At 47.5% G+C, this 16410-nt stretch carries 12 protein-coding genes and 1 riboswitch; of the genes, 10 read left to right on the top strand and 2 right to left on the bottom strand.

Going from position 1 to position 16410, the window contains the following annotated elements; translation table 11 throughout:
- Positions 1-47: 47 nt before the first annotated feature.
- Both RQP50_RS03360 and RQP50_RS03365 read left to right on the top strand, forming a co-directional pair.
- A complete protein-coding gene (locus RQP50_RS03360; protein ID WP_315743240.1) occupies positions 48-821 on the top strand; it encodes a magnesium transporter in 774 nt (257 codons plus the stop codon).
- A gap of 117 nt (positions 822-938) precedes the next feature.
- On the top strand, positions 939-1829 hold the full coding sequence (locus tag RQP50_RS03365) for a 5'-3' exonuclease (protein WP_315743242.1): 891 nt from the start codon (positions 939-941) through the stop codon (positions 1827-1829).
- A 100-nt stretch (positions 1830-1929) separates the two neighbouring features.
- Here the strand turns inward: RQP50_RS03365 and RQP50_RS03370 are convergent, their stop codons facing one another.
- Entirely contained in the window at positions 1930-2226 is a 297-nt protein-coding gene (locus RQP50_RS03370; protein WP_021254585.1) for a DUF3055 domain-containing protein, read from the bottom strand.
- 275 nt (positions 2227-2501) lie between these two features.
- On the opposite strand from RQP50_RS03370, the gene RQP50_RS03375 reads away from it, so the two are divergent.
- Positions 2502-3563 (top strand): HRDC domain-containing protein, encoded by a 1062-nt coding sequence (locus RQP50_RS03375; protein ID WP_315743245.1) that lies wholly within the window; start codon positions 2502-2504, stop codon positions 3561-3563.
- A gap of 253 nt (positions 3564-3816) precedes the next feature.
- On the opposite strand, the gene corA is transcribed toward RQP50_RS03375, so the two are convergent.
- Positions 3817-4752 (bottom strand): magnesium/cobalt transporter CorA, encoded by a 936-nt coding sequence (gene corA / locus RQP50_RS03380; protein ID WP_021254587.1) that lies wholly within the window; start codon positions 4750-4752, stop codon positions 3817-3819.
- Positions 4753-5299: 547 nt separating this feature from the next.
- Positions 5300-5426, top strand: a riboswitch (SAM riboswitch).
- Positions 5427-5592: 166 nt separating this feature from the next.
- On the opposite strand from corA, the gene metA reads away from it, so the two are divergent.
- The 7 genes from metA (at position 5593) to RQP50_RS03415 (ending at position 16391) form a co-directional block, all read left to right on the top strand.
- Positions 5593-6537 carry a homoserine O-acetyltransferase MetA gene (gene metA, locus RQP50_RS03385; RefSeq protein ID WP_315743248.1) on the top strand — a complete coding sequence of 315 codons (945 nt, stop codon included), beginning with the start codon at positions 5593-5595 and terminating at the stop codon, positions 6535-6537.
- On the top strand, positions 6534-7715 hold the full coding sequence (locus RQP50_RS03390; protein ID WP_315743250.1) for an aminotransferase class I/II-fold pyridoxal phosphate-dependent enzyme: 1182 nt from the start codon (positions 6534-6536) through the stop codon (positions 7713-7715). The genes metA and RQP50_RS03390 overlap by 4 nt, the downstream gene beginning before the upstream one ends.
- A gap of 5 nt (positions 7716-7720) precedes the next feature.
- Positions 7721-8911, top strand: coding sequence for a trans-sulfuration enzyme family protein (locus RQP50_RS03395; protein WP_315743251.1), 1191 nt, complete (start codon positions 7721-7723; stop codon positions 8909-8911).
- Positions 8912-9135: 224 nt separating this feature from the next.
- The gene (gene mqnC / locus RQP50_RS03400) at positions 9136-10275 is read left to right on the top strand and encodes a cyclic dehypoxanthinyl futalosine synthase (RefSeq protein WP_028531863.1); all 1140 of its coding nucleotides are present in this window, start codon (positions 9136-9138) and stop codon (positions 10273-10275) included.
- A 183-nt stretch (positions 10276-10458) separates the two neighbouring features.
- Entirely contained in the window at positions 10459-11415 is a 957-nt protein-coding gene (gene ytxC, locus RQP50_RS03405; protein ID WP_021254019.1) for a putative sporulation protein YtxC, read from the top strand.
- 544 nt (positions 11416-11959) lie between these two features.
- Positions 11960-13933, top strand: coding sequence for a threonine--tRNA ligase (gene thrS, locus RQP50_RS03410; protein WP_072731406.1), 1974 nt, complete (start codon positions 11960-11962; stop codon positions 13931-13933).
- Between the two features lie 232 nt (positions 13934-14165).
- A complete protein-coding gene (locus RQP50_RS03415) occupies positions 14166-16391 on the top strand; it encodes a M1 family metallopeptidase (protein WP_315743255.1) in 2226 nt (741 codons plus the stop codon).
- The last annotated feature ends 19 nt before the right edge of the window (positions 16392-16410 follow it).

The raw sequence follows: 16410 nt of genomic DNA on the forward strand, positions 1-16410 counted from the left end.
CTCAAGAAGATGGATTGAAGTCGGCTGCATGAGAGGAGAGGAAGACCGTGATTACATTAAACCATTATCAATTCAGAGAAGAATACACCTACTGTATGCTGCAAGCATTGAAAGGCTCAAAAAAAGATACGTTTCGGACTGATTTTCTGGAACTGCACCCCACCGATCAGGCAGAAATTTTTACGGAGATGGATCGTACCTGCCGAATGCGTATCTATGAGTACTTGAACCCTGCCGAATTTGGCGCAATCTTCTGTGAACTGGCTCCGAGGAAGCAGAAGGAGTGTATGCTGGAGCTGGCCAGACCGTATGCGATTCAGATGCTAAACGGACTTCCTTCCGATGATGCAGCTGATTTTATTGGATTGCTGTCTTATCAAGAAGCGGACTTCTATCTTGATCATATGGAGAAGGAAGAGGCGGAGGACATTAAGCAATTACTCGCTTACCCAGAAGGTACAGCAGGATCACTTATGACAACGGAGGTCATCCGAATCCGTACGACAGATACAATTGCTGAGGTTCTTGATTGGATGCGCCGTTGCTTGACGAATGTGGAGACTATTTATTATCTTTATGTGACCGATGAGCAGGATACGCTGCTAGGCGTTGTGTCGCTACGTGATTTCCTTATCTCTTCGCCCGAGCGGTCTGTGCATGAAATGATGAATCCGCATCTCGTTACGATCGAACCAGATGCACCGCAAGCGGATGTCTTGGACATTATTAAGAAGTATGGCCTTCTGGCTGTTCCGGTAGTAACGGAGGACAGTCGGTTAGTCGGGATCGTGACTTTTGATGATGTAATGTCTCATTTGTAGCATAAATAGAAAGAATGAGTATGGGTTCCTTGCTTGGCAGAAACCGTTATCTAGTGATTGTAGGAATTATGATATACTTGACGATAGGCATTGAAGCGAAAGGGGTAATCCATACCGATGGAAGTACAATTGAATGATAATAAGGAGCAGCGCTTACTGCTCGTTGATGGAATGGCGCTCTTATTTCGCGCCTATTTCGCTACTGCGTACGGCGGTTCTATTCGTCGAATGAAGGATGGAACACCAACGAATGCGGTGTATGGCTTTATGAGATATTTCTGGGATGCGGTAGAACGGTTCGAGCCGACGCATATTGCATGCTGCTGGGATCTCGGGAGCAAGACATTTCGCTCAGAACAGTTCACAGCGTACAAAGCAAATCGTCCCGATTGTCCAGAGGATCTGGTACCACAATTTCAACTCATTCGGGATGTAATGGATGGATTCGGCATCCCTAATATATCGGCTGAAGGATTCGAGGCAGATGACTGTATCGGAACCTTGTCGCGCTTATTCCGTGATGATATGCATGTCTTTGTCCTGACAGGCGACCACGATATGCTGCAGCTTGTTCATGATCGGACGACTGTGATCATTATGAAGAAGGGGCATGGCAATTATGCAGTCTATTCTCCATTGTCACTTATGGAGGAGCGTCAGCTGACTCCAGAGCAGGTGGTTGATGTGAAGGGGCTTATGGGAGATACTGCGGACAACTATCCAGGCGTGAAAGGGATAGGTGAGAAAACAGCACATAAGCTGATCCATCAATATCAGAGCATTGAGGGAATATTGGAGAATTTGCCGGAGCTTGCGAAGGGTGTACGGACGAAGATTGAGTCCGACCTTGAGATGCTCCATTTGTCACGACAGCTTGCGCGCATCAACTGCGATGTGCCGGTAGAATGCCAGATGGATGTCTGTGTATTTGCGCCAGAGCGCGAGTCCGTCAGTGCAATATTTGAGCGTCTGGAAATGAAAAGTATGATATCGTACGTCGGAATGTAACGAACATGAGCGGTAGAATGAAGGGGGGGAGCAGAAGCTCCTCCCTTTTTTGATCATAAGTGCTGTATGAAGGTTGGGTTCGTGCATCCGAGTCATCAGCTTAATCGGTGAAATGCGCCTCGCCTATGACCATGTACAGGAAGCCGCGAAGCTCTTCTCCCTCTTCCTCCGACAAGCGATAAAAGGATTCTAAATAACCTTCTTCCTTGAGATCGTCCTGTCCGAGAATGGCGGTCAGCCCGCTCTGCAAGTCGGTAACGAGCTTCTTACCGTAAAAACGGCCTGTAGATGTAATCGCCAAATCAAAGCGCCGATAGCTGTGCCCTACAAAGGTGACGAAGCGTGTTGTTGTTGTCTCTGTGCTGTCCGATAGAAAATCAAGATCATGATTGCTCATTGTTAGCCTCCCTTATCTGCTGCTCCAATAAGATGATATTATTATATAGTAGCGTCCAACATTTAGAAATAGAAATACAGGAATTGACACTGGAGAAGAGCATGTTATAATGGTAATAAATTCATAACTAGGACGAGGAAGCACCTCATTGCGATGCGTATATACGTACCGTGATGAGGTGCTTTCTTTTTTGTCCGATAGAAGTGAATAGAAGGTCGCAGCAATCGGAGAGGTTGTATCATTATCAAGTCTATCGAATAGGGAGGGCATAGTTGATGCAAATTGTATGGATGGCCAGATTAGAGCGAATGGTGCTGGACGATGGGGAGATGGTGTCTTCTCGTAAGCGGAAGAGGGGAGTAGATTCTTCTCGTGAAACCGCATATGGATTAGTTACGGCTGGAGTAGATGAGGGGAAGTGGATCTTACTCTGGGAACCAGATGGACAGCCTGCCGAAGTATGGTTCGAGGGGGCGGTATGGGCCGAGATGCGGGCGGCTATGCGGCGTGGCATGGCGCGTTTGCTGCACGCTGGGTACCGTCTGACTATTGGGTTTGTGCCGGAGGCCGATATACACGAGCGCAGAATGAAGGAACGCAATGAATGGGTTGCCTGCTATGCGGATTTATATGCCCGATCCGAGGTATATGAACAGCTTGCGAAGTGGCGTAGGGAGACGGCGAGCAAGCTGCGCCGGGCCCCTTATTGGATTGCAACGAATCGTATGCTTCGTATGGTCAGTGCCTTGCTTCCGCACACCTTGGAAGAGCTGAAGCAGCTTCCTGGATTCGGAGAAGCAAAGCTGGCATCCTATGGAGCAGATATCATTGCAATTGCGAAGGGGTTTGAAAGGACATCAACTTTCCCGCTGGATTGGATATCCTCCGTTGTATCCGAAGAGGAGTTCGCGAAGTGGGTCTATTCCGAATGGGAATCGAAGCAGAATCAAGAGCTCTCCAAGCTGACAGACCACCGTGTATTGCTGGAAGGCTTGCAGCAGCAGTTATCGATTGCGCAATTGATAGAGCTTCTTCAGGTAGATCGGCGTGAACTCATTATGCGCATTGAGACGGTAGAACGTGAAGGCTATAATGTGTGCATGCTGGTTGAATCGGAGCTTCAATCTATGCCGGAAGAGCAGCGGGCAACGATAGAGCTGGCATTCGATGAACTGGGCGATGAATACTTGAAGCCAATCTATGTGAAGGCATTTGGAGAATCGGCATTGGACGAATCTTATGCCGAGGTACAAGCGAACTATGAGCGGATTCGATTGCTGCGGCTTCTGCATCGAAGCAGAGCGAGAAGCAGCAGCGTTGCACAGGCGGCTAGCTGACGGATGCCATATTCGAAGGACGTATGCCCGAGCTCGTTAATGAATTTATTCTGCTGTTTAGGCTAGTTTAGGGGCGTCTTGCTATTTTGTTTGGAAAGCAGCGAAAAACAATTCGCAGTGGTTGGCTTCGTTTTTCGTCATCGGCGAACAAGGTGAGCAAATGGGGATAATCGGGAATATGGTAATGCAAAGAAAACAAAGCGGGGGTGTCCAAGGTCATTATCAAATGACTTTAGAACACCCCCGCTGATTATTAAATCCAATCTTTCTTGCGGAATAAGTAGAACATAAAGATACCAAGCGCAAGCATGAATCCGATCATATACAAGGAGCCGTACTCCCAGTCCATAATTGGAATATATCCGAAGTTCATGCCGTAGATCCCTGTTATTAAGGTTAGCGGCATGAATATAGTTGTAATGGCTGTGAACACTCTCATAATATCGTTTGCGCGATTCGCGATGCTAAGCTGATAAGATTCACGTAAGTTGCCCATAAGGTCGCGGAACGTTTCGAATGTCTCCGATACTTTGACGGCATTCTCGTAAATATCCTGGAAGTACTTCTGCAGGTCATCGCCGATCAGCCGCAATTCCTTACGATAGAGGACAAGCAGTACCTCTTTTTGAGGGCCAAGACCCTTCTTGAGCCATAGAATCTCACTTCGCAAGCTGATGATTTCATTGAGATGTTCTTTCTTCGTGCTCATAATGAGCTCTTCCTCAAGCTTGTCGATCTTCGCTTCAATTCGATCTCCTACTGTGAAGTAGTTGTCGACAACCAAGTCAATGAGCAGGTAGAGCATAAGGTCAGGCGTACTCGCTTGCTGCTCCCACAATACAGGCTTCACCATACGCAGTTCGTTAATCTTCTGCTTTGTTACGGTAATAATGAAGTGCTTGCCGAGGAAAATGTTCAATGAGCGTAAAAAGATCTCTTCATCGTCAAAGCGAATGCTGTTGAACACGATAAAATAATGACCTTCATAAATTTCGATTTTGGGACGCTGCTCTTCTTCACTCATACAGTCCTCAACTGCCAAATCATGCATGTTGAATAATGGCTGCAGAACGACCAAATCCTCAATGTCAGCATCGATCCAGTAGAAGCCATTCTCTGGCGGTGTTAATGTGACATTGATATCTTCCTCAGTCGTGAAGACGCCCTCGTTGACCAGACGGATTTTCATTGCACTCACTCCTTGACGCTGTCGCCATTGCGACATGCGCATCGTCTAAATGTTACCAGACGACTCGAAACAAGGCTGGGCATGCGCAGTCCGTCGTTCGCGCACGTGATATAAGCCTAGGCACAATTAGTGAACTAGGTTCTCTGCAGAGGCACGAATCCCGACATTGGACTGCGAACTTGCCGCTGCCTGTCGAATCGTAATATTCGGTTGTACGTACGTACTACGGAACGACCTCGGGTCGCCATCCATCCGAACTCACCTCAGCTTGAATAATTGTACGTGACTTTATATATCATGCGTCCAGTGAAGGAACGATTGTTGCCTTCGATTTTAATAATTAAGTAAGGCTTCGACGCACCTTGTTAAGTATAACGCTCGTACTTCAACCTTTCAAGACAAAATCCATTGCCGGAATTCGTCAATAATGTATCGTATGCGAAGGGGGTGGAATCGTGATTTTTTGTTGTGTTCCCCTCTTGACGAACAGCTTCTCTTTGCCGTACATTATTACCAAGGCCAAATCAAATGAATATTCATATAAGCAATCTTATCAAGAGTAGGTGGAGGGACAAGCCCGATGAAGCCCGGCAACCGGCGATGCGCAGTATGAAGCGCGACGCACGGTGCTAATTCTTGCAGGGACGATGGAAGTCGTTACTGACAGATGAGAGAGGCTCATGAGCATGTATAACATGACCTTTCTCGTAGTCGAGGAAGGTCTTTTTTGTATGTCTCTAGCCATTTGTGCCGTTTCAAGTCAGGCTTGTTTGCGGTTGCGCCAAATTGATTTCATGTGCCGACACCATCCAATTACCATTTTCGAGGGGGAGAGCGTCAATGCCGATTAAAATTCCGGATCATTTGCCGGCCAAAGAAATTTTGACCCAGGAGAATATCTTCGTCATGGACGAAACGAGAGCCTATCATCAAGATATTCGTCCGCTGCGAATCATCATTCTCAACTTGATGCCGACGAAAGAGACTACGGAAACCCAGCTCCTGCGCTTAGTGGGCAACACGCCGCTGCAAGTTGAGGTGACGCTCCTTCATCCAGCAAGCCATACATCAAAAAATACGTCCGCACAGCACTTATCTTCGTTCTACAAAACATTTGAAGATATTGAAGGAGAGCAGTTTGATGGCATGATCATTACGGGTGCTCCTGTCGAACAGATGAAGTTTGAAAATGTAGACTATTGGGATGAGTTGTGCCGCATTATGGAATGGTCTAAGGAGAATGTAACTTCCACGTTCCATATTTGCTGGGCATCACAAGCGGGCCTCTATCATCACTATGGAATTGCGAAATATGCACTGGATCAGAAAATTTTCGGTGTATACGAGCATGTACTAACTAAGGAAAATGTGAATCTGACACGCGGCTTCGACGAGATGTTTCTTGTACCGCAATCCCGTCATACGGAATTTCGGAGAGAGGATGTCGCGAAGATTGCCGAGTTAGAAATATTAGCGGAGTCGGAAGAAGCAGGAGTGTATTTGGTAGCGACACATGATGGGAAGCAAATATTCGTGACCGGTCATTCGGAATACGATCCCTGTACACTGAAGTGGGAGTATGACCGCGATATTGCAAAGGGGATGGAGATGGACATTCCGATAAATTATTTCCCGAATAACGATCCTTCCCGCAAGCCTTACTCCACTTGGCGTGCGCATGCCAGCCTCCTCTTCTCAAATTGGCTGAACTACTACGTATATCAAGAAACACCTTACGAATTGGGCAAAGCCGTACCGCGCAAGGAAGGGGCTCATCAACTATGATCGAACGCAACGAAGAGAACTACCGCATCGAAAGTCGATTAGCTCAAATTGGATCGGTTCATGAACCAAAAACGGGAGCTATTAATTATCCGATTTACCAAGCAACTGCATTCAGGCATCCGAAGCTTGGACAGAGCACGGGGTTTGATTATATTCGGACGAAGAGCCCGACTCGTACTGTTCTAGAGGAAGCGGCGGCTGCTTTGGAATGTGGGGATGCCGGATTTGCCTGTAGTTCGGGGATGGCTGCATTACAGACATTGTTCGCGATGTTCAGTTCAGGCGATCATCTGATTGTTTCCCTCGATTTGTACGGCGGCACTTATCGTCTGCTGGAACGGATTATGTCTCGTTTCGGCGTGACGGCCTCTTATGTAGATACGAATGATTTTGATGCGCTTGAGTCTGTAAGAACACCGCAGACGAAGGCTGTCTTTATAGAGACGCCTACGAACCCCTTGATGATGATTACGGATATCGAGAAGGTAGCGGCGTGGGCGAAGGTGCATGGAATTCTCACTATCGTTGATAATACGCTGCTAACGCCATTTTTCCAACGCCCGATTGAACTTGGGGCAGATATGGTAGTCCACAGCGCAACGAAGTACTTGGGCGGACATAATGATGTGCTTGCTGGTCTGATCGTAACGAAAGGGAAGCAATTATCGGAAGAAATCGCCTTCCTGCATAATTCGATCGGTGCTGTCCTGAGCCCATCAGACTCCTATCAATTGATGCGCGGCATGAAGACACTTGCCCTTCGTATGGAGCGGCATCAGTACAACGCAACCCGCATTGCCGAATGGCTGCTAGAGCATCCCGCCATCGACAATGTGTATTATCCTGCACTCGAGCAGCATCCGGGATATGAGATTCAACAGCGCCAATCGTCGGGCAACACAGGCATCTTCTCCTTCCGCTTGAAGAATGCAGCTTATGTAGAGCCGATCCTGCGCCACTTGAAATTGATCGCGTTCGCGGAGAGCTTGGGTGGGGTAGAGTCGCTGATGACTTATCCGGCGGTTCAGACCCATGCGGATATTCCGCAGGAGATTCGGGATCAGATTGGTGTAGACGATCGCTTGCTAAGATTCTCGGTTGGAATTGAACATGTTGATGACCTAATCGCTGACTTGGAGCAAGCGATAGAAGCGGCTAGAGTAGAAGTGGAGGGATAACGGAGATGAGAGAGCAGAATTCGAATCAAGCATCAGACGGTCAGTTAGGCAAGCAATCACGTCGGTTTGCGACGAAGCTGATCCATTTTGGCGGTGAGATCGATGCCGGTACGGGAGCTTCCAGTGTCCCGATTTACCAAGCTACGACATTCCATCATGAGGACATTTACAATCCGCCTCAGTACGATTACTCTCGCTCTGGCAATCCAACACGTGAGGCATTGGAGCAATATATTGCACTGCTCGAGGGCGGAACGAATGGATTTGCCTTCGCATCAGGGATGGCAGCGATCTCTTCGACATTCTTGCTGTTATCGGCAGGGGATCATGTTATCGTAACGGAAGATGTGTATGGTGGAACGTACCGTCTCTTGACTTCCATTTTAAACCGGTTGAACATTGAGTCTACTTTAGTGGATATGACCGACATTGAGCAGGTGAAGGCTGCGCTTCGTCCAAATACGAAGGCTGTCTATATGGAGACACCGTCCAACCCGACGCTCAAAATTACGGATATTGCAGAAGTGACCGCATGGGCCAAGGAAAAGGGTCTGCTCACCATGCTGGATAATACGTTCATGACCCCTTATCATCAGCGTCCAATTGAGCTTGGTGTTGATCTAGTCTTACATAGTGCCACCAAGTTCTTGGGCGGACACAGTGATGTGCTCGCAGGTCTGGCAGTTACAGCCAACGAGAGTCTTGGACGCCGTGTGAAGCAATTGCAGAATGGCCTTGGCACTGTGCTTGGGGTTCAGGACAGCTGGCTGCTGATGAGAGGCATGAAGACATTGGAAGCTCGGATGAATCAGAGTGAGCAGAGCGCCCGCCGCCTTGCACTGTGGCTGAGTGAACGGTCGGACATTGCTGACGTCTATTACCCTGGTCTAGCCGATCATCCTGGCCGTGAGGTGCATGAGAAGCAATCACTGGGATATGGAGCAGTGGTATCATTCGATGTGGGTTCTGGCGAACGGGCGAAGCAAGTGCTGAACAACGTGACAATCCCGCTTGTGGCAGTCAGCCTTGGCGCTGTTGAGAGCATCTTGTCTTATCCTGCCATGATGTCTCACGCAGCAATGCCGCATGAAGTTCGTCTGCAGCGTGGAATTACGGATGGATTGCTCCGCTTCTCTGTTGGGCTTGAACATGTCGAGGATTTGATTGCGGATTTGGATCAGGCGTTATCCAAATAACCGATTCTATCCAGCATCCTTCTCATGGAAGGGTGCTGTTTTTTATGGGCGATGTATGTTACGATTATTTAGTGAAGCTGCTTCTTGAGCGATACAATGCACAACTAGATGATGAAGCAGCATGTGCAATAATCCGTACAATTTAACCCCGCCGTGAGCGGGGTCTACTTCGCTTTATATACGAGAGTGTAAGGCAACATATGAGAGGGGAAGTGACTGTGACGATGTCACCGATAGACCGCATTTTGGACAAAGCGCTTCGTGGTGAACGATTGAATACAGACGATTGCGTGACCTTGTTCGAATCTGATCAGATCGAGAAAATGGGGGCAGCTGCCGACCAAATTATGAAGAAATGGCATCCAGATCCGATTGCTACATTTGTAATTGGGCGCAATGTCAACTATACAAATATTTGTGATACGTACTGCAGATTCTGTGCCTTCTACCGTGCTCCGGGTTCGAAGGAAGGTTACGTGCTTCCTGATGAAGTCATCTTCCAGAAGATTCAGGAAACGATCGATGTAGACGGAACTGAGATTCTGATGCAGGGCGGAACAAACCCAGAGCTTCCATTCAGCTATTATACGAACCTGCTTCGCGAAATTAAGAAACGGTTCCCAAGTATTACAATGCACTCCTTCTCTCCTGCGGAGATTATGAAGATGAAGGAAGTCTCGAATGGACTATCTCTAGAAGAGGTAATCCGTCAAATTCATGAAGCGGGTCTTGACTCGCTGCCGGGCGGCGGCGCTGAAATTTTGGACGACCGTACTCGCCGGAAGATCAGTCGCTTGAAGGGTTCATGGCGTGATTGGATGGACGTCATGCAAACTGCCCATAAGGTCGGCATGAATACAACGGGCACGATGGTTATCGGCTTCGGCGAGCTGCTGGAAGAGCGTGCACTTCACTTGGAGCGCATTCGTACAGCACAAGATGAATGCATGCAGAACGGCCATCCTTCCAAGGGCTTCCTTGCGTTCATTCCATGGACATTCCAACCGGACAACACGAACATGAAGGCAGAGCGCGTATCGCCTGAAGAGTATTTGAAGACACTCGCGATCAGCCGCTTGTTCCTGGATAATATTCCGAACTTCCAAGCTTCATGGGTAACGATGGGGCCGGAAATTGGCAAGAAGACGCTCAGCTTCGGCTGCAATGACTTCGGCAGTACGATGATTGAGGAGAATGTCGTATCGGCAGCTGGTGCTACACATAAAGTAAACATCGGGAGCACGCTGCAGCTTATCCGCGAAGCGGGCAAGATTCCTGCGCAGCGTGATACGAAATATAATATTTTGCGTGTGTTCGACGATGAACATGCAACGGTTGCCAAAGATTTTGTTATGCAGAATTAGGCGTCAATTGAAAATGAAGCAGTACACCTGCTGGACTTTCCGTGTGGATAGCCAGCAGGTGTTTTTTTATTTTTGGCAATAATGCCAGAAGGAATGCGAGCGTCCTCTGTTTTCCAGATTCGTCTTCGTATATCTCCATTCATGACCCCATATACTTAAGAAGGAACAGAAAGGAGTGGGCTCATGGAGTTGTTCACGATCTCGTTGCCGCTGCGATCCGAATGTGACGCAGTAACGCTGACTGATTTGCTGCAGCAGGAGCTGAGCGATTTACATAAACAGCCGAATGGCGTGGAATTCCAGCAATGGTCTGAAGGGCAGACGGCTTGGATTACATGCCGGGGCATCTTGCCAGGTTTTCAACTGTCTACACAAGGACAAGATGTATGGAATAGAGCGGCCAAGGCAGTTGCTGAATTTATTCTGTCCCAAAAAGAAAGGCTGCTTCTTGCTTCCTTAATTGCAAAGGATTCGAAATACAGTGAAGAGGAACGCCGTAAAATTGAGGAATACTGCCAGCAGCTGCTCAACGGTGGAGATGAAACCGGTTCTAGTGAGTCCAGACGCAGACGCAAAGGGAAGCTTACACGTGCACTGCGGCGATATTTAGAAGATCATACAGCCCTTAATGTTGAAGGGTTCATTCAGTTCCGCTTGCGGCACTATTTAACAGAGCTTCGTGAAGTGGTTGACTATGCGATTGATGAATATGTACTTGAACGGCAGTATCAAGAGTTCATCGGTCTATTGAAATACTTCGTGTTCATTCAGGAGACGAAGATCCCTCTTGCGCACTTAATGCACAAGGGCGGTCATGAATTTACGCTCCTAGATGAGGATCTTCAGCCGCTTGAGCCGAAGCATGTGATGAATGGCATGGTTGTGGAGATGATTGATTATGATATGGAGATGGAGGATATGATTGTGAGCACACTCATCAACGTATCCCCGCAAAATATTATCATTCACACGCGCGAGCCAGAATCTCAGGTGATTAAGACGATTCAGCAAATCTTCGAATCGAGGGTGCATGTATGTGTACTGTGTAGTTCCTGTCATGCTGTGCTTGGTGGAGATGGCTGGCCTCACGAGACTCTTGTACGTAACAACGTGCAGGACGGTTCGATGCTGCGGCCATAGCATTCCACGATTCATGAATAGGAGCTTGACCACCCTGCGAAGATCGCATATAATATGCGGTATTGAGTAATCAATAGCATACGATATGCGATGACAAAGACATGAATAACGGACGGAACCGTTCAGAGAGAGGGATCGAGGCTGCAAGTCCCTTCGGCAACGCTGTTTATTTACCACTTTAGAGCTTTGGATGGGAACAACGAGCTAATCTCGGTTAGTATCATCCAACGAATCATTCCCGTTACCGAATGCTCAAGGACTGATCTGAGGAAAGTGAGCGACAGAGCATTGCGGCATATGTTGCTGTAATTGTGATCGCGTAAGCATCATCAGCAGTTGAATGAGGGTGGAACCACGGGTTACTAATTGTCTATAACACTCGTCCCTTTTACAGGGCGGGTGTTTTTTATTTTTTCAGACAAGTTCAATAGGCTGTGTTGTGTACGGAGAAATTGGGAAGAACACGTAGTTGTTCGTTTCCTAGCCGGCATAAGCAGATTGACAGCAGATTGAATGATGCCATATAAATTGGGAGGAATCGCAAATGTCTAACGTAAAAGTAACATTTCCAGACGGTGCTGTTCGTGAATATGAGCAAGGCACTACTATCGAAGATGTAGCGGGTTCGATTAGCAGCGGATTGAAGAAGGCTGCACTAGCGGGGAAGCTGGATGGCAAGGTTGTTGACCTGTATACGCCGATTCAAGAAGACGCCAAGATTGAAATTGTAACGGCAGACTCAGAAGACGGGCTTGAAGTGCTTCGCCATAGTTCAGCTCACTTGACAGCGCAAGCAATCAAGCGCTTGTACAAGGACGCAAACGTGAAACTTGGTATCGGTCCCGTTATCGAAGATGGCTACTACTATGATATTGACCTTGATATCTCCTTGACGCCTGAGGATCTGCCGAAGATCGAGAAGGAAATGCAGCGTATCGTGAACGAGAACCTGCCAATTCAACGCCGTGAAGTATCTCGTGAAGAAGCTCTACGCATCTTCACAGAAATCGGTGATGAATTGAAGCTGGAGCTTATCAACGACTTGCCAGAGGATTCTGTGATCACTATTTATGACCAAGGTGAATTTTTCGACTTGTGCCGTGGACCTCACGTCCCATCTACAGGCAAGTTGAAGGTATTCAAGCTCTTGAACTTGGCGGGTGCTTACTGGCGCGGCAACTCGGACAACAAAATGCTGCAGCGTATTTATGGAACAGCATTCTCGAAGAAAGCACAGCTTGATGAGTACTTGCACTTCTTGGAAGAAGCGAAGAAGCGCGATCACCGTAAATTAGGCAAAGAGCTGAAGATCTTCTCCTTCTCCCAAAAAGTTGGACAAGGCTTGCCGCTCTGGCTGCCAAATGGTGCGACATTGCGCCGTACGATGGAGCGCTACATCGTGGATATCGAAGAGCGCTTGGGATACAGCCACGTGTATACACCGGTACTTGCGAATGTGGAATTGTACAAGACATCCGGCCATTGGGAACACTACCAAGAGGATATGTTCCCAACAATGGTTATGGACAACGAAGAGCTTGTTCTGCGTCCAATGAACTGCCCGCACCATATGATGGTGTACAAGTCTGACATGCGCAGCTATCGTGAATTGCCAATTCGTATCGCGGAGCTTGGTACAATGCACCGCTATGAAATGTCCGGGGCGCTCACTGGTTTGCACCGTGTTCGTGCTATGACATTGAACGATGCGCATATCTTCTGCCGTCCGGATCAGATCAAGGAAGAATTCGCGCGTGTTATTAATTTGATTCGCCGCGTATATGACGATTTCGGAATTAAGGATTATCGTTTCCGCTTGTCTTATCGCGATCCGCAGGATACAGAGAAGTACTTCCCAGACGACCATATGTGGGAAATGTCTCAACGCATGCTGCGTGAGGTTGTTGAAGAATTGGGTCTTCCATTCTACGAAGCAGAAGGCGAAGCTGCATTCTACGGACCGAAGCTGGATGTACAAATTAAAACAGCGCTTGGCAAGGAAGAGACACTGTCGACTGCACAGCTGGACTTCTTGCTTCCTGAACGCTTCGAGCTGGAATATGTCGGCGATGACGGACAGAAGCATCGTCCTGTCGTTATCCACCGTGGTATCATCAGTACGATGGAGCGCATGACTGCATTCTTGCTGGAGAACTTCGCAGGAGCGCTTCCGCTCTGGCTCTCTCCGGTTCAAGCGAAGGTCATTCCAGTATCACCGAACTACGAAGAGTATGCGAAGGAAGTAACGGAATCTCTGCGTGATGCAGGTATCCGTGCTGAAGCAGATGTGCGCAACGAGAAGCTTGGCTACAAGATTCGCGAGGCACAGCTGGAGAAAACACCTTACATGCTCGTCGTCGGTGAAAATGAGAAGAACAATGGTGCTGTATCCGTGCGTAAGCGTGGAGAAGGCGACCTTGGCATGAAGCCGGTAGCAGAAGTGGTTGCACTGCTGCAAGAGGAAATCCGTACGCGCCATATTGCGCAGGCTGCTCCACAAGAAGATTCACAGAAATAAAGGGCGAGCTAAGAGCACCCTTGTCATAGAGAAGCTCTCGTCTTAGACGGGTGCTTCTTTTTTTTTTTTTTTTTTTGATTCGCGGCATTCATTACTAAAGTTCCTTAAAATCTTACGTGACAATATTGTAAGCTCCGCATAAGGTTAATCGCACGATATCATTTGTATCTTGCTCTATAATTGAATATATCATCATGAGATGAAACACAAACGGAAAGAAGTGATTGGACGAATGAAACTCACAGGAAGACAATTGCTACATACGACAATAGCATGTGCAATGGCATTTACCCTGCTTGCAGCTCCGCTAACATCTGGTGGCACAGCTTATGCACAGGAGGCCGCGGCGGATCAAGTCAAGACGATTAGCACAGCAGGAATGCAGTCTCAACAACAAGCAACTTCACATATCCAATACAATATCCAAGCGAAGCTGAATACGGACGACATGACCATTACAGGCAAGCAGACGGTGAAATACCGCAATACGTCTGAGGATAAGCTGAATGATGTTGTATTCCGTCTGTTCGCAGATGCCAATCGTTCGAAGGATACGCAATCGAGCATGTTCGTGCGAGCAAATGGGGAGATTGCGAAGGAATACCCAGATAAGAAACCAGAGGATTTCCTTGGCGGTATTGATATCATTCGTGTGAAGGATGCTTCGACCGGTGCGACCCTAGCTACCACAAATGAGAAGCAGGCGCTTACGGTTCAGTTGGCAAAAGCGTTGGGCAAGGATGAAGAAGTAACGTTAGAGCTTGAATATAAAACGAAAATTCCATTTGGTTCACAGCGCTTGTCCTACTATAAGGACATCATTAATGGGGCGCATTGGTTCCCGGTTATGTCTGTGTACGATGAAGCAGCACATAAGTGGAATAAGACCCCATATAGTAAGACATTCGAAACGGATTACTATGAGGTTGCCGACTATACGGTTGCAATGGATGTTCCAGACAAGCTGCAAATCGCGATGCCTGGACAAATGTCGGAGAAGTCTGGTGAAGCTGGCCGCAAAATCGTAACGACGAAATCGGACAAGACGCGCGAGCTCGTGTTCTTCTCCAGTGAGAAGTTCCATAAAGCCAGCAAAACCAAGAATGGCTTAACGATTGAATATGTATATTACAACGACAACAATGATCCGGCGAAGACAGCGGTTATCAATAAATATATTGATGAGGCATTTAAAGCGATTGAATTTTTTGGCGATAAATTCGGCAAGTACGAGTACCCCGATTTTCGGATCGTGGAATCCCATGTAGAAAATGTTGCTGTTGAATTTGCTCGCCTTATTCAAATGGGGCGGGTAAGTCCAAATGCTGTTCCTGAAAAGGATTCCGTCTTTGTTCATGAGATTGCGCACCAGTGGTTCCATTCCATCATCGGCAACGATTCTGAAACCGAGTCGTTCTTGGATGAAGGGTTTGCTGATTTTTCCAGGGTGTATTACTATGATGCCCAGGGCGACAAAATGAATGGATTTGATAGTGCCCGCATCGAAACGTTCTCATTGGATCGGGCTATCAATTCTCCGAATGACAAGGCTGGAGATTCCCCGGATGCGCTGTACTATAAAAAAGGTCGCCTTGCGATCTATGAATTGTATCGTACTGTTGGGCAAGAGAAGTTCGATGCCTTTATGAAGGAATATTTCAATCGCTATGCGTATCGAAACGCAACCGTAGCGGGACTGCTTCAAACGATTGAGGATCAGTTTGGCAAGGCTGTTCGTGATCGAATGGATGATAACTTAAACAAGCCTAATTATGAGCTCAAGCCGGAATACCAGATGACGGAAGCTGAAATGGCGGAGTATATGCGATTGTCGCTTGTGGGGATATATGATGGGATCGATCAGTCCTATCCTAAGTTGCCGAAAGAGACAATGTACAAGGTGCTTAACAAGGCGATGCATGGAGAACCGCTAGCGATCATATACAGTAGTCCTGTGAGCGCAGAAGCGAAAAAGCAGCAAGAGCAATTTTTCGAGAATATTTCCAATGTGTTGGACATGGGCGGCGTTAAGCCTGTGATCTTGAGTGAGAAGCAGGCTGTGAAAAAACAGTTGGAGACTTCTCTGGCAAAGAGCAATGTCATTGTAATCGGTAATCCGAAGTCCAATTCATTTATCCAAGCATTGAAGCCAGCGATTATTGCAAAGGCTGAACAAGCGGGCTTCCCTTGGAAGGAAGTAATGAACACAAAAGGGCTGCTGGGTGGCTACGGAATTATGCATCCGTACAATAAAGATCGTCTAGTGGTGCATTATTTCTGGACAGATGATCATTTGACGCAGAAGTCAGCAGAGCAGTTGTTAGCGGGAATTGGCATGCAGAGCTTGTCGGTTATGAGCAATTTCCAACAGCATATTGTGAAAAAGGCCGACGGCTCTATTTATAAAGATAAGCATGTTGAAAATCCGATTGCCAAGTTTTTTGAACAAGCCGAGTAATCAACAGTAAGGAATAGCA

It is taken from the genome of Paenibacillus suaedae (genome assembly GCF_032337355.1).
Taxonomy (GTDB): Bacteria; Bacillota; Bacilli; order Paenibacillales; family Paenibacillaceae; genus Paenibacillus_B; species Paenibacillus_B suaedae.

What these genes read in the sequence shown, in the direction of transcription:
- RQP50_RS03365 (WP_315743242.1), top strand. Translation starts at nt 939, where the DNA reads ATGGAAGTACAATTGAATGATAATAAGGAGCAGCGCTTACTGCTCGTT.
- RQP50_RS03370 (WP_021254585.1), bottom strand. Translation starts at nt 2,226, where the DNA reads ATGAGCAATCATGATCTTGATTTTCTATCGGACAGCACAGAGACAACA.
- RQP50_RS03375 (WP_315743245.1), top strand. Translation starts at nt 2,502, where the DNA reads ATGCAAATTGTATGGATGGCCAGATTAGAGCGAATGGTGCTGGACGAT.
- corA (WP_021254587.1), bottom strand. Translation starts at nt 4,752, where the DNA reads ATGAAAATCCGTCTGGTCAACGAGGGCGTCTTCACGACTGAGGAAGAT.
- metA (WP_315743248.1), top strand. Translation starts at nt 5,593, where the DNA reads ATGCCGATTAAAATTCCGGATCATTTGCCGGCCAAAGAAATTTTGACC.
- RQP50_RS03390 (WP_315743250.1), top strand. Translation starts at nt 6,534, where the DNA reads ATGATCGAACGCAACGAAGAGAACTACCGCATCGAAAGTCGATTAGCT.
- RQP50_RS03395 (WP_315743251.1), top strand. Translation starts at nt 7,721, where the DNA reads ATGAGAGAGCAGAATTCGAATCAAGCATCAGACGGTCAGTTAGGCAAG.
- mqnC (WP_028531863.1), top strand. Translation starts at nt 9,136, where the DNA reads ATGTCACCGATAGACCGCATTTTGGACAAAGCGCTTCGTGGTGAACGA.
- ytxC (WP_021254019.1), top strand. Translation starts at nt 10,459, where the DNA reads ATGGAGTTGTTCACGATCTCGTTGCCGCTGCGATCCGAATGTGACGCA.
- thrS (WP_072731406.1), top strand. Translation starts at nt 11,960, where the DNA reads ATGTCTAACGTAAAAGTAACATTTCCAGACGGTGCTGTTCGTGAATAT.
- RQP50_RS03415 (WP_315743255.1), top strand. Translation starts at nt 14,166, where the DNA reads ATGAAACTCACAGGAAGACAATTGCTACATACGACAATAGCATGTGCA.